The sequence below is a fragment of the Serratia sp. AS12 genome, assembly GCF_000214195.1.
Classification (GTDB): domain Bacteria; phylum Pseudomonadota; class Gammaproteobacteria; order Enterobacterales; family Enterobacteriaceae; genus Serratia; species Serratia plymuthica.
The window spans coordinates 4,401,185-4,422,092 of record NC_015566.1; the positions used below are offsets into that span (position 1 = coordinate 4,401,185).

At 57.2% G+C, this 20,908-nt stretch carries 19 protein-coding genes and 1 other RNA gene; 6 read left to right on the forward strand and 14 right to left on the reverse strand.

What is annotated here, in order from left to right; genetic code table 11:
* Nucleotides 1-9: 9 nt before the first annotated feature.
* On the reverse strand, nucleotides 10-243 hold the full coding sequence (locus tag SERAS12_RS25860) for a hypothetical protein (protein ID WP_013814391.1): 234 nt from the start codon (nucleotides 241-243) through the stop codon (nucleotides 10-12).
* A 189-nt stretch (nucleotides 244-432) separates the two neighbouring features.
* Here SERAS12_RS25860 and SERAS12_RS20570 point away from each other — a divergent pair, with 189 nt between their 5' ends.
* Together SERAS12_RS20570 and SERAS12_RS20575 are read left to right on the forward strand one after the other, a co-directional pair.
* Nucleotides 433-1,101 (forward strand): response regulator, encoded by a 669-nt coding sequence (locus tag SERAS12_RS20570; protein ID WP_013814392.1) that lies wholly within the window; start codon nucleotides 433-435, stop codon nucleotides 1,099-1,101.
* Nucleotides 1,098-2,507 (forward strand): ATP-binding protein, encoded by a 1,410-nt coding sequence (locus SERAS12_RS20575; RefSeq protein ID WP_013814393.1) that lies wholly within the window; start codon nucleotides 1,098-1,100, stop codon nucleotides 2,505-2,507. The genes SERAS12_RS20570 and SERAS12_RS20575 overlap by 4 nt, the downstream gene beginning before the upstream one ends.
* Nucleotides 2,508-2,617: 110 nt before the next feature.
* On the opposite strand, the gene SERAS12_RS20580 is transcribed toward SERAS12_RS20575, so the two are convergent.
* From SERAS12_RS20580 to SERAS12_RS20615, 8 genes are all read right to left on the reverse strand, one after another.
* The gene (locus SERAS12_RS20580) at nucleotides 2,618-3,583 is read right to left on the reverse strand and encodes a zinc-binding alcohol dehydrogenase family protein (RefSeq protein ID WP_013814394.1); all 966 of its coding nucleotides are present in this window, start codon (nucleotides 3,581-3,583) and stop codon (nucleotides 2,618-2,620) included.
* A gap of 122 nt (nucleotides 3,584-3,705) precedes the next feature.
* Nucleotides 3,706-6,585, reverse strand: coding sequence for an aminomethyl-transferring glycine dehydrogenase (gene gcvP / locus SERAS12_RS20585; protein WP_013814395.1), 2,880 nt, complete (start codon nucleotides 6,583-6,585; stop codon nucleotides 3,706-3,708).
* Nucleotides 6,586-6,798: 213 nt separating this feature from the next.
* On the reverse strand, nucleotides 6,799-7,185 hold the full coding sequence (gene gcvH / locus SERAS12_RS20590; RefSeq protein WP_013814396.1) for a glycine cleavage system protein GcvH: 387 nt from the start codon (nucleotides 7,183-7,185) through the stop codon (nucleotides 6,799-6,801).
* Nucleotides 7,186-7,224: 39 nt separating this feature from the next.
* On the reverse strand, nucleotides 7,225-8,322 hold the full coding sequence (gene gcvT, locus SERAS12_RS20595; protein ID WP_013814397.1) for a glycine cleavage system aminomethyltransferase GcvT: 1,098 nt from the start codon (nucleotides 8,320-8,322) through the stop codon (nucleotides 7,225-7,227).
* 552 nt (nucleotides 8,323-8,874) lie between these two features.
* Complete coding sequence (gene ubiI, locus SERAS12_RS20600) at nucleotides 8,875-10,077, reverse strand: FAD-dependent 2-octaprenylphenol hydroxylase (RefSeq protein WP_013814398.1); 1,203 nt, start codon at nucleotides 10,075-10,077, stop codon at nucleotides 8,875-8,877.
* Between the two features lie 87 nt (nucleotides 10,078-10,164).
* Nucleotides 10,165-11,343, reverse strand: coding sequence for a 2-octaprenyl-6-methoxyphenyl hydroxylase (gene ubiH / locus SERAS12_RS20605; RefSeq protein ID WP_013814399.1), 1,179 nt, complete (start codon nucleotides 11,341-11,343; stop codon nucleotides 10,165-10,167).
* Between the two features lie 4 nt (nucleotides 11,344-11,347).
* Nucleotides 11,348-12,661 (reverse strand): Xaa-Pro aminopeptidase, encoded by a 1,314-nt coding sequence (gene pepP, locus SERAS12_RS20610; RefSeq protein WP_013814400.1) that lies wholly within the window; start codon nucleotides 12,659-12,661, stop codon nucleotides 11,348-11,350.
* A 61-nt stretch (nucleotides 12,662-12,722) separates the two neighbouring features.
* A complete protein-coding gene (locus SERAS12_RS20615) occupies nucleotides 12,723-13,301 on the reverse strand; it encodes a YecA family protein (protein ID WP_041416347.1) in 579 nt (192 codons plus the stop codon).
* Between the two features lie 320 nt (nucleotides 13,302-13,621).
* Between SERAS12_RS20615 and zapA the strand changes: the two genes are divergently transcribed.
* The 3 genes from zapA (at nucleotide 13,622) to SERAS12_RS20625 (ending at nucleotide 14,812) form a co-directional block, all read left to right on the forward strand.
* Nucleotides 13,622-13,951: a cell division protein ZapA gene (gene zapA / locus SERAS12_RS20620; RefSeq protein ID WP_004931621.1), complete on the forward strand. Its 330-nt coding sequence runs from the start codon at nucleotides 13,622-13,624 to the stop codon at nucleotides 13,949-13,951.
* A 41-nt stretch (nucleotides 13,952-13,992) separates the two neighbouring features.
* A non-coding RNA gene (gene ssrS, locus SERAS12_RS25865) (6S RNA) lies at nucleotides 13,993-14,175 on the forward strand.
* A gap of 28 nt (nucleotides 14,176-14,203) precedes the next feature.
* The gene (locus SERAS12_RS20625; protein WP_041416643.1) at nucleotides 14,204-14,812 is read left to right on the forward strand and encodes a 5-formyltetrahydrofolate cyclo-ligase; all 609 of its coding nucleotides are present in this window, start codon (nucleotides 14,204-14,206) and stop codon (nucleotides 14,810-14,812) included.
* Nucleotides 14,813-14,856: 44 nt separating this feature from the next.
* Here SERAS12_RS20625 and serA read toward each other — a convergent pair whose 3' ends face one another.
* A complete protein-coding gene (serA, locus tag SERAS12_RS20630; protein WP_013814403.1) occupies nucleotides 14,857-16,095 on the reverse strand; it encodes a phosphoglycerate dehydrogenase in 1,239 nt (412 codons plus the stop codon).
* A gap of 325 nt (nucleotides 16,096-16,420) precedes the next feature.
* On the reverse strand, nucleotides 16,421-17,077 hold the full coding sequence (rpiA, locus tag SERAS12_RS20635) for a ribose-5-phosphate isomerase RpiA (RefSeq protein ID WP_006327765.1): 657 nt from the start codon (nucleotides 17,075-17,077) through the stop codon (nucleotides 16,421-16,423).
* Between the two features lie 204 nt (nucleotides 17,078-17,281).
* Between rpiA and SERAS12_RS20640 the strand changes: the two genes are divergently transcribed.
* A complete protein-coding gene (locus tag SERAS12_RS20640) occupies nucleotides 17,282-18,175 on the forward strand; it encodes a LysR family transcriptional regulator ArgP (RefSeq protein ID WP_006327766.1) in 894 nt (297 codons plus the stop codon).
* A 50-nt stretch (nucleotides 18,176-18,225) separates the two neighbouring features.
* Here SERAS12_RS20640 and SERAS12_RS20645 read toward each other — a convergent pair whose 3' ends face one another.
* The 3 genes from SERAS12_RS20645 to SERAS12_RS20655 form a co-directional block, all read right to left on the reverse strand.
* Nucleotides 18,226-18,957 carry an oxidative stress defense protein gene (locus tag SERAS12_RS20645; protein WP_006319489.1) on the reverse strand — a complete coding sequence of 244 codons (732 nt, stop codon included), beginning with the start codon at nucleotides 18,955-18,957 and terminating at the stop codon, nucleotides 18,226-18,228.
* 110 nt (nucleotides 18,958-19,067) lie between these two features.
* Nucleotides 19,068-19,685 carry an arginine exporter ArgO gene (gene argO / locus SERAS12_RS20650; RefSeq protein ID WP_013814404.1) on the reverse strand — a complete coding sequence of 206 codons (618 nt, stop codon included), beginning with the start codon at nucleotides 19,683-19,685 and terminating at the stop codon, nucleotides 19,068-19,070.
* A gap of 123 nt (nucleotides 19,686-19,808) precedes the next feature.
* Complete coding sequence (locus tag SERAS12_RS20655) at nucleotides 19,809-20,627, reverse strand: IclR family transcriptional regulator (RefSeq protein WP_013814405.1); 819 nt, start codon at nucleotides 20,625-20,627, stop codon at nucleotides 19,809-19,811.
* Nucleotides 20,628-20,908 lie beyond the last annotated feature (281 nt).

Consider the following 20,908-nt stretch of genomic DNA (forward strand, 5'->3'; position numbering starts at 1 on the left):
ATGGGAGTGTTATAGCGCTATCAGGCGCCGTAATTGTTTTTTCATACGTGGTTTAAAACCGTCAAAAATATCCGACATCTCCGTATGCGGGCTGAGCTGTACGGCGGGATGGTGTGGGACTGAATTATTTTCTTCCCGGGCACCTACGTGAAAAATCAGCAGCTCCAGAGCGATAAATAAAATCACGCACGGACGGACAATCCCGCCAGAGAGGGCTAAATTTAAAGCGTTGCCAGCATGCATTTTTTTACCCTAAGGTGACTGTTGTGCTGGAGCAGCCTACCCGAAACCCTGAGTCGTTGCCTTAACGCGAAATTAACGCCAGATTAAGGTTTGCTTAAAAAGGCATAAGCGAAAAGCCGCACGGCGTTGTCTTCCGCTGAGGGTTGTAGTTATATAGCCGCCAGCGCCGTGACATAAACCGGATATCCAGTGAACATTTTGCTTGTGGAAGACGATCTGCAATTGGGCAAAGCCCTGTGCCGCGCATTGGAACTGGCAGGGTTCGATCTGTGCTGGGTGCGGCTGGTCCATGATGCACAACTTCAATTATCGCAGGGCAGCTTCGATTTAATGCTGCTGGATCTGACCCTGCCCGATGGCGACGGCTTGACGAAACTGGTCGAATGGCGCGCCGCCGGACAAAATATTCCGATCATTATTCTGACCGCCCGCGACCGCATCGAGAGTCTGGTCAATAGCCTGGACTCCGGTGCCGACGACTTTCTGGCAAAACCTTTTGCGCTGCCGGAACTGATTTCGCGCGTGAAGGCGGTGAACCGACGCATGGCCGGGTTCGCCTCCCAAACCTGGAGCCTCGGTAATCTGTATCTGGACCCGATGAACCATCAGGTCACCTTGGAAGACGAACTGTTGCTGTTATCAAAAAAAGAGTACCGACTGCTGCATGAGCTGATGCGCTGCGCCGGAACCGTAGTGCGCAAAGCCACATTGGAACAGCGGCTGTTCGGCAATGGCGACAGCGTGGAAAGTAATTCTCTGGAGGTGCACATGCATAACCTGCGACGCAAGATCGGCAAGGAAAGAATTATTACCGTGCGCGGCATCGGCTATTTATTAAAAAAAGAGACGCAGGGATGATTAGTTTCAAATCTTTTTTTATACGCACCATTGTTTTTCAGGTTATGGCAATACTCGTACTATGGGGAATATTGCTTGGCTGGGTAAAATATCTGTATTACCCCGATGCAGAGAAGTATTTGGATAATCAGCAACGTCTTGTCGCACGCGGTATCGCCAACATTCTCGATAAAACCGATATTACCGGACACAATTATGTCGAGATTATCAAAGATATCGAAATAATGTATATCGATTCGATCAAAAACGGCATGCAGGACGAAATAGACTATCGTCCGTTGTTTTTGGTTTACGACCATAATAATCAGATGATCTACGCCTCGCCGCCGCAGGAAAAACCCTTGTCCCTGCCGCCTTCCGTGTTGTCCGGCACCATCAGCTATGCCAACGTGAAGTGGCATATCGCCGGCAGTTGGAGCGATAAACAGCGTTTTAGAGTGATCGTCGGCGAATCCTTTGACAACCGCACCACTATTTTCGGCAACCCGGCGGAAAGCACCGCGATCCCGCTGCTGGTGGTCCTGGCGGCCATTATTGTTACTCTGCTGATCACCGCCTATTTCAGCCTGCGGCCGCTGCGGCAAATCGCCAGGATGATCTCCGATCGCAAACCCGGCAATTTATCGCCGATCAGCGTCCGTGAACAATATCAGGAAATCCGGCCGGTAGTGTTGGAAATCAATAAGTTGATGACGCGTATCGACGCCGCCAATCAGCGTGAAAAACGCTTTATGGCCGATGCCGCCCACGAGTTGCGCACCCCGATCGCCGCCGTGCTGGCGCAGTTGCACCTGTTGACACAGGTGGCTGATAAAACCGAGCGGCAGGAAATTATTGAGGACATGCAACAGGGGCTGGATCGCGCAGCATCGCTGTCACGCCAGCTGATTGATCTGGCCAAACTGGAGTCGGAGAACTTTCCGCTGAAGATTGAAGCGGTAGATATCCACGCGGAAATCAGCAAATGCCTTGCGCAGCACGTGCCCTATGCACTGGAAAAAAATGTCGAACTTTCGCTGGATGGCAGTGAAAATGTGGTGGTTGAGACCGACCGCCACTCGCTGATTGCCATATTCACCAACCTGCTGGATAACGCCATCAAATACGCGCCGGCCGGTGGTCATATCGAAGCCAACATCCGCTCACTGTCGCCAATGGGTTGCTATATTAGCCTGCGCGACAACGGGCCGGGTGTGAATGAAGAACATTGCAAACGCCTGTTTGAACGCTTTTACCGCGTGCCAGGCACCCAGCAGATCGGCAGCGGCCTGGGGCTGGCGATAGCCAAGAACCTGGCCGATAAAATCGGCGCACAATTGCGGATCACCGAAGGGCTTGACGATCGCGGTATCGGGTTTGTTATCGATCTGCCGGAAAATTACCCGGCGCCACAGGGAAAGGAATAAGGAATCTGGCCCATTTGGGGGCGGGTGCCGTACTGGCTCGGGCTGATCATCGGCGGGGCGGCGCTGGCCAGTTTTTTCCTGGCGACCAAACTGGCCACCAGGCTCCCAGCTTAACGAGAAATGCGGATCACCGAGCGAACATCGCTTTTCTTGTTCAGATCCCAGACCGCGGCAATCTCGGTCAAACCATGTTCCTGCGTCTCGACGGCGATCTTGCCTGCCGCCGCCAGGGCCAGGATCTCGTTGGCGTATCTCTGCATTTCCGCCACCGGTGGGAAGTTACCGGTGCCACTGCCCATAATCTGCAGCTGATTACTGCGCAGCACCGCCGCCGGCAGCCGGATATCCGGCCCGGCCATTGAGCCGACGTTAACCAGCCGGATGCCGCGCCCACCGGCGTAGGAAGAGAGGTCATGGTTGTTCAAGGTGGCGAGCAGCGCTTCGGTGGCCGCTCCCCAGATATAATCGACAATCACGTTATAACCTGCCGGGCCTGCTGCGTCGGCAAAGGCCTGTACCAGCTCAGCGCCTTCCAATCCGAGATCTACCGTGCCATCAACACCCAGCGCATCCAACACGCTCTGCCGACGGCCGGCGGCCACGATGCGCCCCGCTCCCGCCTGACGCGCGGCGGCCACCGCCAGCTTGCCCGACGTGCCCGTGGCACCGATAATCAGCACAGTTTCCCCCGGCTGCACCTCAGCCCGCCAATGAAGCGGCAGCCAGGCGGCGAAAGCCGGATTTATCAGCGCCGCTGCAGTGGCGTCATCCACGCCTTCCGGCACCGGCACTGTCCATGACGCGACGGTTCGTTCCGCCAGCGCGCCATGCGGCTGACGGAACGAGGCAAAATAAACCCGCTGACCGTCAGGCGTATAACCCACGCCATCGGTACCCGGAACGATCGGCAAGCTCTTCGGGCTGGAGTAATGGGTTCCCGCCACCATCGCGCGGTCAAGCTGCTTGATGCCCGCCAATGTCACCTCAATCAACACCTCCCCCGCCTGAGCCTGCGGCTCTTCGACTGACCCGAAAACCGGTGGCTGCCCTAACGCTTTTACGATTGCCGCTTTCATAACGATTCCTTATGCCATTGAGTTTGCCCATTAAGCAGTGAAGCGCAATCACTGCGGCCCGGCAATAAAAAAGGGACACCGCATCATGCGGTGTCCCTTGCTAACAAACTTTGCCGAATGTGTTATTCGTATTCGCTCATTGGCACGCAGGAACAGAACAGGTTACGGTCGCCATACACGTCATCCAGACGCTTCACGCTCGGCCAGTATTTGTTCTCACGCACACCGGCGATAGGGAACACCGCCAGTTCGCGGCTGTAGGCATGTTGCCAATCGCTGACCAGCTCCGCCTGAATGTGCGGTGCGTTCACCAGCGGGTTGTCTTCCAGCGGCCATTCGCCTTTCGCCACCCGGTCGATCTCGCTGCGGATGGCCAGCATCGCGTCGATAAAGCGATCCAGCTCCACCTTGCTTTCCGATTCGGTGGGTTCGACCATCAGCGTGCCCGCGACCGGGAACGACATGGTCGGTGCATGGAAGCCGTAGTCGATCAGGCGCTTGGCGATGTCCATTTCGCTGATGCCGGTCTCTTCTTTCAGCGGACGAATATCGAGAATACATTCATGCGCCACGCGATGGTCGCGGCCGGTATACAGCACTGGATAGGCATCTTTCAGGCGGGTTGCGATGTAGTTGGCGTTGAGGATCGCCACCTGGCTCGCCAGTTTTAACCCTTCCGCGCCCATCATGCGGATGTACATCCAGCTGATTGGCAAAATAGAAGCGCTGCCGAACGGTGCGGCGGAGACCGCGCCTTGCTGAGTGGTTACGCCGTCGATCTGCACTACGCTGTGACCCGGCACAAACGGAGCCAGATGCGCTTTGACGCCGATCGGGCCCATGCCCGGGCCGCCGCCGCCGTGCGGGATGCAGAAGGTTTTATGCAGGTTGAGGTGCGAGACGTCTGCGCCGATGTAACCCGGCGTGGTGATGCCGACCTGAGCATTCATGTTGGCACCGTCGAGATACACCTGGCCGCCGAACTGATGAACGATCTGACACACTTCACGGATGGTTTCTTCGTACACGCCGTGGGTCGACGGGTAGGTCACCATGATGCAGGAGAGTTCTTCGCCCGCCTGTTCCGCCTTGATGCGCAGATCGTGCAGATCGATGTTGCCGTTCTTGTCACAGGCCACTACCACGACGCTCATGCCCGCCATCTGGGCGGAAGCCGGGTTGGTGCCGTGCGCCGAGCTTGGGATCAGGCAAATATGACGGCCCGCTTCATTACGGCTTTCGTGGTAACGGCGGATCGCCAGCAGGCCGGCATACTCGCCCTGCGCGCCAGAGTTCGGCTGCATGCAAACCGCGTCGTAACCGGTCAGTTGCACCAGCCACTGCGACAGCTGGCCAATCATCTGCTGATAGCCTGCCGCCTGCTCTGGCGGGCAGAATGGGTGCAGTTCGGAGAACTCAGGCCAGGTGATCGGGATCATTTCCGCCGCCGCATTCAGTTTCATGGTGCAGGAACCGAGCGGGATCATCGCCTGGTTGAGCGCCAGATCTTTGCGCTCCAGACGGTGCATGTAACGCATCATCTCGGTTTCGCTGTGGTAGCGGTTGAATACCGGATGGGAGAGGATCGGATCCTTGCGCAGCATTGCCGGCGGGATCGACTGGCTGTTTTTGCTCACCGCCGCGTCCAGCGCGTCGATGTCCAGACCGTGCTCGTCACCCGCCAATAGGGCGAACAACGTCTGCACGTCTTCACGCGAGGTGGCTTCGTCCAGCGTGATGCCGACCGCACCGTGGATGTCGGTGCGCAGGTTGATGCCAAAGCTCAGCGCGCGTTCCAGCACGGCGGCCTTGTCTTTGACTTCCACCGTCAGGGTATCGAACCAGGTTTTATGACGCAGCGCCAGACCGGCCTGCTGCAGCCCGGCGGCCAGAATGTCGGTCAGGCGATGGATACGCCCGGCAATGCGCTGCAGGCCCTGCGGGCCGTGGTACACCGCGTACAGGCTGGCGATGTTGGCCAGCAGCACCTGCGAGGTACAAATGTTCGAGTTGGCCTTTTCGCGGCGGATATGTTGCTCACGGGTTTGCATCGCCATACGCAGCGCGGTGTTGCCGGCAGCGTCGCGGGAAACGCCGATAATGCGGCCCGGCATTGAACGTTTGAATTCATCGCGGCAGGCGAAGAAGGCAGCGTGCGGGCCGCCGTAGCCCATCGGTACGCCAAAGCGCTGCGCGGAGCCGAAGACCACGTCTGCGCCCTGTTTGCCCGGTGCGGTCAACAGCACCAGCGCCATGATGTCGGCTGCCACGCTGGTGACGATTTTGCGGGTTTTCAGCTCAGCCAGCAACGCGCCGTAGTCGTGCAGCTCGCCGGTGGTGCCCACCTGTTGCAGCAGCACGCCGAATACACCCTGCAGATCCAGCACCTTCTCGGCTTTATCGACGATCACTTCAAAGCCGAAAGTTTCGGCGCGGGTGCGTACCACGTCCAGCGTTTGCGGGTGCACATCGTCGGCCACAAAGAAGCGGTTAGCGTCTTTCAGCTTGCTGGCGCGCTTGGCCAGCGCCATCGCTTCGGCGGCGGCGGTGGCTTCGTCAAGCAACGAAGCGGACGCCAGATCCAGACCGGTCAGATCAAGGGTCACCGTCTGGAAGTTCAACAGTGCCTCAAGACGGCCCTGCGACACTTCCGGCTGATATGGCGTATACGCGGTGTACCAGCCCGGATTTTCCAGCATGTTGCGCAGGATCACCGGCGGCGTCAACACCGCGCTGTAGCCCATACCGATATAGGATTTGTAGCGCTGATTCTGCGAGGCAATCGCCTTCAGTTCGGCCAGCGCCTGATGTTCAGTCGCCGCATCGCCCACCGGCGGCGGCCCTGGCAGTTGAATGTCTGCCGGCACAATCTGTTGGATCAGCGCGCTGAGCGAGCGTGCGCCCACCGCTTCCAGCAACTGCTGCTGTTGTTGCGCAGAAGAGCCGATGTGGCGTTCGATGAACGCTTCGCTGTGTTCAAGTTGGCTGAGTGTCTGAGTCATTGCTACAAATTCCTGAATGCTGACGGGGTACGGGATATAGCCTGAACTAAAACGCCCTGCTATCAAATCATAGGTAGAGGCGGTTACATACTCAATGGATTTCAAGCTGCCGCCAGGCGACCGGCTTGCTTATCCCCAGGCGCTTACTTAAGTCACTGGGGTAAGCAAGTGCAGATAACAACGCTGCAGCTTGAAAGACCAAGAGTATGTCGATTACTCGTCGATAGAAGCCTGGTAGGCACCGGCATCCAACAGCTTACCGAGCTCGGCAGCGTCGGAAGCCTTGATGCGGAACAGCCAACCATCGCCATAAGGCTCGCTGTTAACCAGCTCCGGAGAGCTTTCCAGCGCGTCGTTGACGGCGATGATTTCACCGCTGATTGGCGCATAAATATCGGAAGCGGCCTTAACCGACTCCGCCACGGCGCAGTCGTCACCGGCGGTCACTGCCGCGCCAACGTCTGGCAGATCGACAAACACCATGTCGCCCAGCAGTTCCTGCGCGTGTTCGGTGATGCCTACCACGTATTCGCCATTGCCTTCGTCACGCACCCATTCGTGGGATGCCGCGTATTTCAATTCTGTTGGCACATTGCTCATCGCCAGCTACTCCTTCGAAGAAATAAGAGAATAAAAAAATCAATTAATCAGTGGCTTACCGGCTCGAACAAAGCCAGGTTTGGTGACCTTGACCGGCATTTCGCGGTTGCGGATTTGCACGATAGCCTGCTCGCCGATACCCGCGGGCACGCGCGCCAGGGCAATGCTGAAGCCCAGGGTTGGCGAGAAGGAGCCGCTGGTGATCACCCCTTCGTGCGCCTGACCTGCCGCGTCGGTGAAACGCACCGGCAACTCATTACGTAATACGCCTTTTTCCGTCATGATCAAACCGACCAGTTGTTCTGTGCCCTGTTCCCGCTGCTGTTCCAGCGCGTCGCGGCCGATGAACTGGCGATCTTCCGGCTGCCAGGCGATGGTCCAGGCCATGTTGGCAGCCAGCGGCGAAACGCCTTCGTCCATCTCTTGGCCGTACAGATTCATGCCCGCTTCCAGGCGCAGCGTGTCGCGCGCGCCGAGGCCGGCCGGTTTAACGCCCGCCGCCAGCAGCTTTTGCCAGAAATCCGCCGACTGCTCTTTCGGCAGGGCGATTTCATAGCCCGCTTCGCCGGTATAGCCGGTGGTGGCAATGAACAGATCCCCGGCTTGTACGCCGAAGAAGGGCTTCATGCCTTCAACCGCGTTTTTTTGCTCCGGGGTAAACAGGGTGGCGGCGCGTTCTTTGGCCTGTGGGCCCTGCACCGCAATCAGCGCCAAATCGTCACGCACCCTCAGCTCAATGCTGTAAGGCGCTGCGTGTTCTTCGATCCAGGCCAGATCTTTGTCGCGCGTGGCGGAGTTCACCACCAGGCGGAAATAGTCTTCAGTAAAGAAGTAAACAATAAGATCGTCGATCACGCCGCCGGACGCATTCAGCATGCCGGTGTACAGCGCTTTGCCAGGTTGAGTGAGTTTGGCGACGTCATTCGCCAGCAGATAGCGCAGGAACTCGCGGGTGCGGGCACCGCGCAGATCCACAATGGTCATATGGGAGACGTCGAACATACCGGCATCCTGACGCACGGCGTGGTGCTCATCGATCTGGGAGCCGTAATGCAGCGGCATCATCCAGCCATGAAAATCTACCATGCGCGCACCGCACGCCACGTGCTGGTCGTACAGTGGGGTTTGCTTTGCCATCTTTTCCCTCATTTCACTCAGTAGCTGAAGTTAGGGTGCTGCCACGCAATACGTCAGATTATGGCTCGCGGGCCGGGTTACGTGGCGCACTGACTGCCCAACAGAAACGCTGCGCCGAAACGTACGGAAACTGTGGCTAACCGTCGTGACGCAAACGATACCTTTGTTCTGACGTTATCACCGAACGACCACATTAACCATAAGTTAAAATAGGCTTGGCAGTGTCCGTCGCCAGTAAAACGCCGGGCTAGTGTGCAGAGTTTTTAACTGGAAAAATGCGCTTTAAGGCACAAAAACAACAATTGAAGCACCAAAAATCCGAAGTTATATAACAAACCAATGGCCAGTCGCGGGATTTCGACTTTTGATAACCGGTTATGGAATTAGAAAAAGTAATGCTAAAACTGGGCTGAAATTAGATTATTTCAAATGAAGGGTTATATAAGGAAAAGCTATGGGTATAAGGAGCCGTACCCGACGCGCCTGGAGCGCCAGACACAGAATTGAAGAGGGGTTGCAGAGGCCGGAGCGCCAGCCTCTTTCATAAGCCGGTTAAGCCAGCCACTCCGGCAAATCGCTCAGGCCCATTGCCTGGCGCACCAGTTTCGGCTTCACGCCCGGCAGGCTGTCGGCCAGACGCAAACCGACATCGCGCAGCAGTTTCTTCGCCGGGTGATTGCCGTCGAAGAGCTCACGGAACCCTTGCATACTCGCCAACATCACGGCCGCGCCATGTTTGCGGCGGCGCTCATAGCGACGCAGGTACAAATGTTGGCCAATGTCCTTGCCCTGACGTTGCAGGCGCCGCAGTTCGGCAATCAGCTCGGCGGCGTCCATAAAGCCCAGGTTCACTCCTTGGCCGGCCAACGGATGCACGGTATGCGCCGCATCCCCCACTAACGCCAGACGGTGCGCGGCAAAGCTGCGCGCGTAACGCCCGGTCAATGGGAAGGTCTGGCGCTCACTTTCAAGCCGACAGGCGCCGAGGCGCAGATCGAACGTCATCGCCAACTCACGGTTAAATTGTTCCGGATCCAGTTGCTTCAGACGCTCCGCTTCTTCCGGCGCTACCGACCACACGATAGAGCACAGATGCGGATCGCTGAACGGCAGAAATGCCAGAATGCCATCGCCATAAAACACCTGCCGCGCCGTCGCCAGGTGCGGCTCTTCGGTGCGAATGGTGGCCACCAGCGCATGATGGCGGTAATCCCAGAAGGTCAGCGGAATATCGGCGTGCTGACGCAACCAGGAATGCGCGCCGTCGGCCCCCACCACCAGCCGGGCAGTCAGCATGCGGCCATCTTCAAGCGTGATAAAGGCATCGTTCTCGCCCCAAGCCACCTGTTTTAGCGCCGCCGGGGTGATCAGCGTGACATCGCTAAGGCTTTCCGCACGCTTCCACAGCGCCTGCTGGATTACCGAGTTTTCAATGATGTGGCCGAGGTGACTGAAGCCGCATTCGTCGCCGCGAAAGGCGATCTTGCCGAAGCTGTCGCGATCCCACACTTCCATCGCGTTGTAGGCGCTGGCACGCAGGGCGAGGATTTCGTCCCACACGCCAATATGCTGCAGCAGACGCTCGCTGGCGGCGTTGATGGCGGATACGCGCAGCGCCGGCTGTTCCTGCGGCGGCGTCATTTCCGGTTGCCGGTGCTCCAGCACCGCAACGCGCAGGCCGCTGCCTTGCAGGCCACAGGCCAGTGCCAACCCCACCATACCGCCGCCGGCGATAACCACGTCAAATGATTGCATGCTGCTTAATTTCCTTAAATGACTCGCTGCGCAGCGATTGCGCGGCGTTCCGGGCGCAGTACGCTGCGCCCCTGCTTATACACCAGCCTAGCGTTCCACCCAGCCCAGCGTGCGTTTGGCAAAGGCATCACGCACCGCCGGCAGCTGTTCCATCGCCATCAGGCCCAGATTGCGGCCGACCACTAAAGGACCATAACGATTGGCGAACAACCGGATCAGGCCGTCGGTCACGCCGACCGTCGCCTGCTGATCTTTCTGCCGCCGCTGCTGATAGCGGCTCAGCAGCGCATAGCCACCAGGATCTTCGCCCGTCTGCTCCGCCTCTGCCAGCGTTTCCGCCAACGACATCACATCGCGCAGGCCCAGATTGAACCCCTGACCGGCAATCGGATGCAGCGTCTGCGCGGCATTGCCCACCAGCGCCAGCCGATGGCTGACATGCCGGCTGGCGGTCAGCAGACTGAGCGGATAGCTGTGACGTTTGCCGGTTTTGACGATCCGGCCCAGCCGCCAGCCAAACGCCTGTTGCAGCTCACTGATAAAGCGGGCGTCATCCCAACCATCGACCTCGGCGCGATCTTCACGCGCATGGCACCACACCAGCGAACTGCGGCCCTGAGACATCGGCAACAGCGCCAATGGCCCATAGCGGGTGAAACGTTCGAAGGCTCGCCCTTGCGGGTCCTCTGAAGTGGTGACGTTGGCGATGGTGGCAAACTGCGGATATTCACTTTGTTGCCACTGTACATTGCAGGCCTGTGCCAGCGCCGAACGCGATCCGTCCGCCGCCACCAACAGTTGCCCGTTGATGCGCCGTCCGTTATCCAACAGCACTTCGGCACGGTCCGCAGTACGCAGCACGTCGACCACCCGCGCCGGGCAGTGCAGCGTGACGCCGGGCGCTTTGGCCAGCAACGCGAACAGCCGTTGGCCGGCGTCGTGCAATTCAATTACCTGACCAAGCGCATCGACCTGATAATCTTGCGCGTACAGGTTAACAAATCCGGCGTGGCCGCGATCGCTGACGTGCACATGGGTAATGGCCGTCGCGCAGTCGCGCAGCGCCGGCCAGACGCCGATACGCGTCAGCTGCTGGCAGGTACCCTGCGCCAAGGCGATGGCACGGGCGTCAAACCCCGGATGGCTGCGGTCGTCCGGCCGCGTAGCTTCGACCAGATCAACCGCCATCCTTCCCTGGGTCATCGACGAGATGGCCAGCGCCAACGTCGCCCCCGCCATGCCGCCGCCAACGATAATTACGCTCATCCGCTTACCTTGCCGCCGCCATCAACGCTTCAATGGCATCAGCGTCTTTCACTACGCCGGCGGTCAGGTTTTCATTGCCGCCGACGGTGATCACAATGTCGTCTTCAATGCGAATGCCGATGCCGCGGTATTGTTCCGGGACGTCTGCGTCCGGTGCAATGTACAAGCCCGGCTCGACGGTCAGCACCATGCCCGGTTTCAGCTCGCGATCGCGGGCCGGCGTGACATAATTGCCGACGTCGTGCACGTCCAGCCCCAGCCAGTGGCCCAGCCCGTGCATATAGAACTGACGGTGCGCTTGTTCAGTAATCAGTTGATCCACTTCGCCTTTCAGGACGCCCAGTTCCACCAGCCCGGTAATCATGATACGCACGACCTCGTCGTTCGCCTCACGGATGCTGGCACCCGGTTTTAACAGTTCCAGAGCCCGCATCAGCGACGCCAGCACGATGTCGTACAGGGCACGCTGCGGCTGGCTGAACTTGCCGTTGACCGGGAAGGTACGGGTGATGTCGCCGGCATAGCCTTTATACTCGCAACCGGCGTCAATCAGCACCAGATCGCCATCGCGCAACTCACTCTCGTTTTCGGTGTAGTGCAAGATGCAGGCATTCTCGCCGCCGCCGACGATGGTATTGTAAGACGGGTAACGGGCGCCAAGGCGGGTAAACTCATGCAGGATCTCCGCCTCAAGCTGATACTCGAACATCCCAGGGCGACATTTTTCCATCGCGCGGGTATGAGCCAGCGCGCTGATCTCACCGGCGCGACGCATCACTGCCAGTTCTTCAGCGGATTTGAACAGGCGCATTTCGTGCAACCACGGACGCCAGTCGGTGATGGTCGCCGGCGCTTGCAGGTTCTGACGGAAGCCTTTGCGCAGCTTGTCCAGAGCCGAAAACAGGATCTGATCGGCATAGGCATATTCGCCCTGCGCGTGATAAACCACGTCCAGACCATTGAGCAGCAAGTGCAATTGATCGTTGATTTCATCGAACGACAGCGCGCGATCCACCCCGAGCTTAGCCGGTGCGGCATCCTGGCCGAGGCGACGGCCAAACCAGATTTCCGCCGTCAGATCGCGCACCCGGTTGAACAACACGCTGTGGTTATGCGTTTCGTCGCTCTTCACCAGAATCAACACCGCTTCCGGCTCGTTGAAACCGGTCAAATACCAGAAATCGCTGTTCTGACGGTAGGGATATTCAGTATCTGCACTGCGCGTCGCTTCCGGCGCAGAGAAAATAATTGCCGCGCTGGCCGGAGCCATTTTCGCCAACAGCGCCTGACGGCGGTTGTTGAATTCCTGCTGAGTCATCACCTTCTCCTGAAATCAATCTGCCTGTGCTCACGGCCTCTAATGGGCGTGGTATCGGGGTTTAGTGCAAGGTCGGTTTGACATTCTCCGGCGCCGTCGGCTTGCGGCGGGTAAATTCGGTATGGCACAAAATAGCCGCCACCCGCACATACTCCACCACTTCTTCCAGAGAGTGTTCCAGCTCTTCCTGATCTTCGTCTTCGTCGTAACCCAGTTGAGCGATATTGCGCAGATCGTCGATCGCCTCACCCACTTCGTCTTTCACCTGGGCCAGTTTCGGTTGCATCATCCCCAACCCGAGCAGGAAATGGTTCACCCAGCCGCCCAGCGCATCGGCGCGATCGAACACGCTGACCGTTTCGCCTTCCGGCATCATCAGTTGGAACATGAAGTCGTCGTCGTCCAGCGTTTCACGCGTAATTTCATAAAGTTGCTGGATCGGCAGGCTCAATGCCTGCGGAAAGGCCACGCCTTCGTTAGTCAGATCATAGACCAGCGTTTGCCAGCCGGCGTCGCGGCTGCCACCGCACAACAGGCCGCTGATCAAACCGTGCATTTCTGCTGCGGTCAACGCCACCGCTTGCTGGTTGAGAGCAGCGGTCAAAGATTGGTAACTTGGAAATGTATTCTGTATAGACATGCGCATTCGTCATCGTTGGCAGGATAAGTTCGTGTTATGCTACCACCAAGGTCCATCGCTGTACCAGATAAGCGCGACACCTCAGTGGCTAGTTATAATCGTGATGCGCCAGAACTCACACAGTGCCGGCAGGGATCAAAATGACGCTAAATACGCATTTTGAAACCCTTTTTTGACTGGTAATGTCTGTCGCGGTAGATTACAACCAGGTACTGAAAAAGGGGTTGTATCTTGGTACCGAGGTATATATAGTGGCGCCCGCTTTGGTGGCTCGGTAAGGGCGAACTGGGGCTGGCGCGAAATTTAGGCAGGAAGGTGGCATGTCTGCACAACCGGTAGATATTCAAATTTTTGGCCGCTCGTTAAGAGTCAATTGCCCGCCAGAACAACAAGATGCGTTGAACATGGCGGCGGACGATCTTAACCAACGGTTGCAAGATCTTAAAGTTCGCACTAGAGTCTCAAATACTGAGCAACTGGTTTTTATCGCGGCATTGAACGTATGTCACGAACTTGCTCAAGAACGGTTGAAAACCCGTGATTATGCGTCCAATATGGAACAACGCATTCGTATGCTGCAACAGACCATTGAACAAGCTTTGCTTGAACAGGGTCGCATCTCTGAACGTCAGGATGCACAATTCGAATAACTTAAATTGCTGAAATCCAAGATTTCGGCAATGAGTAAAAAATTTCTCTGAGATGTTCGCCAGCGGGCCAGTCCCCTGAGCCGATATTTAGTACCAACAGAATGTGATGATCCGCGATCGGTGTGCATGCTCGGCCCGCCGAGAAGCCTTAAGATTGCGACAGCACGTTCACCTTGAACCATGGGTTCAAGGGTTACAGCCTGCGACGGCATCTCGGAGATTCCCCCTTCCTCAGCGGTATGTGTGCTGATTATGTCTTTTCAATCCCAATATGCCCAACAGCGGCAGAATATCCGAAACCGAATCCGTCAACGTCGACGCGCTTTAACGCCTGAACAACAACATGATTTTGCTTTGCAGATGGCCGATCGTATCGCTGCGCATCCGCGTATTCTGGCGGCACAGAGCGTTGCAGTCTTCTTGTCGTTTGACGGCGAACTGGATACCGCTCCGCTGATCGAACGGTTATGGCGGCAAGGCTTGCAGGTTTATCTGCCGGTTCTGCACCCGTTCAGCGCCGGCAATCTGCTGTTCCTGCGCTATGCCCCGGATACGCTCTTGGTGAACAACCGCTTCCATATCCTTGAGCCACAGCTCGACGTACGCCATGTATTACCTGTCGGTGAACTCGATGTGGTGCTGACGCCACTGGTCGCCTTTGACAGCGCAGGCCAGCGTTTGGGGATGGGCGGCGGGTTCTACGATCGCACTCTGCAAAACTGGCAGCTTACAGGCCTCTACCCGATAGGGTTGGCGCATGACTGTCAGCAGGTGGAAAAGGTCCCGGTGGAGCATTGGGATATCCCGCTACCGGAAATCATCACTCCGTCGCAGAATTGGGTGTGGCGGGAGCTGGAATAGCAAAAGGCCGGATAAATCCGGCCTTTTCGTTAACGCGCGAACACTCAGAACAACAGGCGGGCGCGAATGGTACCGGCAATCGCCTTCATGCGCTGCAATGCGGCGTCAGCACGTTCGATTTCCGCTTCGATATCGATAACCACGTAGCCGATTTCCGGACCGGTTTGCAGGTACTGCGCGGCGATGTTCACCCCTTCTTCAGCGAAGATCTGGTTAATCTGCGTCAGTACGCCAGGGCGGTTCTCGTGGATGTGCAGCAGGCGGCTGGCGTTCGGGCCATGCGCCGGCAGCGACACTTCCGGGAAGTTAACCGCCGACAGGGTCGAACCGTTGTCGGAGTATTTCGCCAGCTTGCCCGCCACTTCGTCGCCGATGTTCTCCTGCGCTTCCTGAGTAGAGCCGCCGATATGCGGAGTCAGGATCACGTTGTCGAACTCGCACAGCGGCGAGTTGAACGGCTCGCTGTTGGTCGCAGGCTCTTCCGGGAAGACGTCGATCGCCGCACCGGCCAAATGTTTGCTGGCCAGTACCTTGCACAGCGCAGGGATATCCACCACGGTGCCGCGCGAGGCGTTGATCAGAATCGAGCCCGGCTTCATCAGCGCCAGCTCTTCTGCACCCATCATGTTCTTGGTCGACAGGGTTTCCGGCACGTGCAGCGTCACCACATCGCTCATATTGAGCAAATCGGACAGATGCCTTACCTGCTGGGCATTACCCAACGGCAGCTTGTTCTCGATGTCGTAGAAAAACACCTTCATGCCCAGGCCTTCGGCCAGGATACCCAACTGGGTGCCGATATGGCCGTAGCCGATAATCCCCAGCTTCTTGCCACGTGCTTCGAACGAACCGACGGCCAGTTTCTGCCACTCGCCACGGTGTGCCTTGGCGTTGGCGGAAGGAATGCCGCGCAGCATCAGCAACAGCTCGCCCAGCACCATTTCGGCCACGGATCGGGTATTGGAGAAAGGTGCGTTAAACACCGGAACGCCGCGTTTGGTCGCCGCTTTCAGATCAACCTGGTTAGTGCCGATACAGAAACAACCCACCGCCACCAGTTTTTCGGCGGCAGCGAAAACTTCTTCGGACAGATGCGTACGCGATCGGATGCCGACGAAGTGAGCATCGCGGATGGATGCCTTAAGCGCTTCGGTGTCTAACGCACCTTTGTGATATTCAATGTTGGTATACCCGGCCGCACGCAGATTATCTACCGTGCTTTGATGAACCCCTTCCACCAACAGGAATTTAATCCTGTCTTTCTCCAATGATACTTTTGCCATTTACCCGACCCTATATTCAGACTTCAGAAGCGGCTGTTGTGGAACAGCACGCATCCAACATAACAAAAATAACGCGGGCGGCAATACAAACGATTGCCTGCCCGTCAGTACAAGGCTCAGCGTTGTTGCTGGTTTTTGGCAGAAAATGCCAAAGGGAAAGAAATAGACAGAAGCTTTGTGGAGCCAAGGCTCACAATGTGACATATGTCACCAAATTTGGCGCTTTTAATAAAAGATATTTTAGCCAGTGAATTATGCGGTCAGGCAGGATCCAAGACCGCATACAAGATAAAGGCGCACTATACGCGCCTCCATAGCATGGGGGTTATTCAACCACCTTCACGCCGTCAGGCGTACCGACCAGCGCCACATCCGCGCCACGGTTGGCGAACAGGCCGACGGTCACCACCCCGGCGATGCCGTTGATTTTGTTTTCCAGCGCAATGGCATCCATGATGCTCAGGTTATGCACATCGAGGATCACGTTGCCGTTGTCGGTCAGCACGTTCTGACGGTACTCCGGCAGGCCGCCCAGCTTCACCAGCTCACGCGCCACATAAGATCGCGCCATCGGGATCACTTCCACCGGCAGCGGGAACTTGCCCAGCACGTCTACCTGTTTGCTGGAGTCGACGATACAGATAAACTTGCGCGCGATGGCGGCAATGATTTTTTCACGCGTCAGCGCCGCGCCGCCGCCTTTGATCATCTGCATCTGGCGGTTGATTTCATCTGCGCCGTCGACGTAAATATCCAACGAATCCACTTCGTTGCTGTCGAACACGTGGATACCCAGGCTTTTCAGCTTGGCGGTAGAGGCGTCGGAGCTGGACACCGCCCCTTCGATCTGGTGCTTGATGGAGCCGAGTGCGTCAATAAAGTGGGCGGCGGTAGAGCCGGTGCCCACCCCAACGATGGTGCCCGGGGTAACGTAATCCAGCGCTGCCCAGCCAACCGCTTTTTTCAGTTCATCCTGCGTCATGATATGTCCATTGCCTCTGTACGAAAACGTGTGCGTATTATAGGGTAAATCGCTATTTTTCACTCCGGCAGGATCACACTTCTTCACCCTAAGCCGCATTTTTAGGCGCGCCGCAGCAGGATAGCCCCGTGATTTTTCCACCTGTAAAACGCCAGAAATGTGGCATAGTGCCAGTATCAATCTACTTTAAGGGATATCTTTCCGATGAAACGCCCAGACTATCGAACGCTGCAAGCGCTGGACGCGGTGATCCGTGAGCGCGGCTTTGAGCGCGCCGCGCAGAAACTTTGCATCACCCAATCGGCGGTATCCCAGCGCATTAAACAGTTGGAAAATCTGTTCGGCCAGCCGCTGCTGGTGCGCACCGTACCGCCGCGCCCGACCGAGCAGGGCCAGAAATTGCTGGCGCTGTTGCACCAGGTGGAACTGCTGGAAGAGGAGTGGCTGGGTAACGACACCGGCGCCGATACGCCGCTGCTATTGTCGCTGGCGGTCAACGCCGACAGTCTGGCGACCTGGCTGCTGCCCGCGTTGAAACCGGTGCTGACCGATTCCCCTATCCGCCTGAACCTGCAGGTGGAAGACGAAACGCGCACCCAGGAAAGGCTGCGCCGCGGTGAAGTGGTGGGCGCGGTGAGTATCCAGCCGCAGCCGCTGCCAAGCTGTCTGGTGGACCAACTGGGCGCACTGGATTATCTGTTCGTCGCCTCGAAAGGCTTTGCCGAGCGCTACTTCCCGAACGGCGTCACGCGCTCCGCGTTGCTGAAAGCGCCGGCGGTGGCGTTCGATCACCTCGACGATATGCATCAGGCTTTCTTGCAACAGAACTTTGATCTGTCGCCGGGCAGCGTGCCCTGCCACATCGTGAACTCGTCGGAAGCCTTCGTGCAATTGGCGCGCCAGGGCACCACCTGCTGTATGATCCCGCACCTGCAAATTGAGAAAGAGCTGGATTCGGGTGAGCTTATCGATCTGACGCCAGGCCTGTTCCAGCGCCGCATGCTGTTCTGGCACCGCTTCGCGCCGGAGAGCCGCATGATGCGTAAAGTGACCGACGCCCTGCTGGAGCATGGCCGCCAGGTTTTGCGCCAGGATTAAATGGAAAAGGTTCGCCGTGGCGAACCTTTTTTACTGCGACAAGCCTGCCGTTACTGAGCGGCGTTGCGCTGCAACTCGAACACCACATCGACCTGATCGTCAAAGTGAATGCTTTGCTGTTCGTAGGTTTGCGCCGCATCGGTTTCCGCCGCTGCACCCGCCGATTTATACATGCGCGCTACCGGCATCGGTTGGTAGTTGGCCACGTGGTAACGAATACTGAAGACCGGCCCCAGCTTGGCGTTAAACCCTTTCGCCAATGAAGCGGCCTGCTGGGTGGCGTTCTCAATCGCCTTCTGACGCGCCTGCTCACGGTAAACATCCGGTTTCGCCACGCCCAGTTCAACGGCACGGATCTCGTTCAGGCCGGATTTCAACGCGCCGTCCAGCAGCTCGTTCAGTTTATCCAGTTGGCGTAAGGTCACCTGCACCTGACGTACCGCACGGTAGCCTTTCAATACCGACTCGCCGGTTTTCAGGTAATCGTATTCCGGCTGGGTGCGCAGATTGGCGGCGCTGATGTCTTTCTTCTCGATATTGTTTTTCTGCAGGAAATCGAAATATTGCGCCACGCGCTCGTCGACCTGCTTTTTCGCCTGCCCGGCGTCTTTGGAAGAAACGCTGACTTCAATAGCCAACGTCGCGATATCTGGGGTAGCGTCTACGCTCGAGGTACCCGAGGTGACTACGTGCGGCCCTTCCGGCAACTCCGCAGCCTGCAGCGCCAGAGGCAGCGTCCCTAATCCAACCATTGCGGCCATAGCCAATGCTTTAAGCTTCACAGTGTCTCCTTGATGACAGGCTGTAACTGATTACCGGCCTGACAGCCGGTTCCTTGGCATAAAACGTAGCATATCGCGCGGGTTTTTAAATTCGGATTAGTGACAAATTCTTATAAATTTGCACCCTGCCAGGCCAATTGCCCTGCGATGGCCCACATCACCAGCCCCACCAGCGTATTGATAATGCGCTGCGCCAGTTGGGTTTTCAGCCACGGCGCCAGCCAGGAAGCCAACAACGCCAGCGCGAAGAACCAGACGATGGAGGCGCTCACCGCACCCAGCGCAAACCAGGAGCGCACATCCGGCGTCAGTTGGCCACCCAGGCTGCCCAACACCACAAAGGTATCCAGATAAACATGCGGATTCAGCCAGGTCACGGCCAGCATGGTGACCACCAGACGCCAGCGGCTCTGTTTCAATTCCTCTGCCGTCACCAAGGCCAACCGTCGGCTGAACGCCGTGCGAAATGCGCCCCAGCCGTACCACAGCAAGAAGGCTACGCCCCCCCAGGTGACGACCGCCAGCAACAACGGCGAACGGCTCAGCAAGGCGCTACCGCCGAAAATACCGGCGCAGATCAACACGATATCGCTCAATGCGCACAGCGACGCGATCATCAAATGGTACTGACGGCGAATGCCCTGATTCATCACAAAGACGTTTTGCGGGCCAAGCGGCAAGATCATCGCGGCGCTCAAGGCGAAGCCCTGCAGAAAGACAGCTAGCATGGTGTTCCTCACAGAGAAAAAAGCGCCGTTCGGGGGCGCGTGTCGGTCAACACGCGCATCATACGAGGAAGGAATTATTAGGTGAAATTGATATTTCTAATCAACTATCAGAAATACTAATATTCAAGCCGGGATCACAAACCCCAATTCCTGGGAAATGCGCTGTGCCGTCGCCAACACCGGCTTGATCAGGGCCTTCACGCCAATCTGTTGCAGTTTGGCGGTCGGCAGCGACACCGACACCGCATAGGGAACCCGCTGCTGAATATCAAATACCGGCGCCGCCACGCAGGACACGCCCAGCTCATTCTCTTCACGATCCATCGCCATGCCCTGCTTGCGAATATCGGCCAACTCCTCATACATCTTCGGCAACTCGGTAATGGTATTGCGCGTTAACGTCTGAATCTCTTGCTGATGGGTTTGCCAATAGTGTTCGGGATAGTCGTTGTTGCCGTAGGCCATGAAAATCTTGCCCATCGCCGAGCAGTACAGCGGCATATGCTGACCGATATAGGCACGGGTACGCATCATGCCGGTGGTCGGCTCCAGTTTGTAGATCAGAATGACGTGGTCATCTTCCCGGCTGGAGAAATTCACCGTCTCCCCCACTTCCAGATTCAGCTGTTCCAGATGCGGCGCAGCAACGTGGATGATATTCAGCGAAGAAAGCGCCTTCTGGCCGATGGAAATAAATTTGGTGGTCAGGCGATAGCTGCCAGGCGACGGCGCCTGAGTCACATAGCCGCTGGTATGCAATCCCTGCAACAGACGATGGACAGTGCTTTTGTTCATTCCCGCCAGCTCGGACAGGTGCGCCAGCGGGCAGCCATTAGGGAAATTGCTCAGGATCTCGATCAGTTGCAAACCACGGAACAGGCTTTGGCTGCCCAGGGGTTTATCTTTCTTGTCATCTTTCTCGTCGACAGCTTTCAGGCTCATAGCGCAATTTCTCCAGTGTCTAGCCGCCGGCCAACGCCACGGAGTGGCAAGCGGACCTTTTGTCGGGAATGTTACCCCAAGGCCCGCATCAGGTGAAGACGGAACGCCGTTTCATTGTCAGCAGCAGGTCGAAAATGCGCAACAATCGGGTAACCCCTGAAGTGAGTTGTCCGTCACAATTCCGCAAAGAGACAAATAACACATTGTTTTAAAACAATAATTAAAATGCCTCTGGCTTTGCTTTAGATCAACGATCGGCATATTATTTTTGAAATTGAATT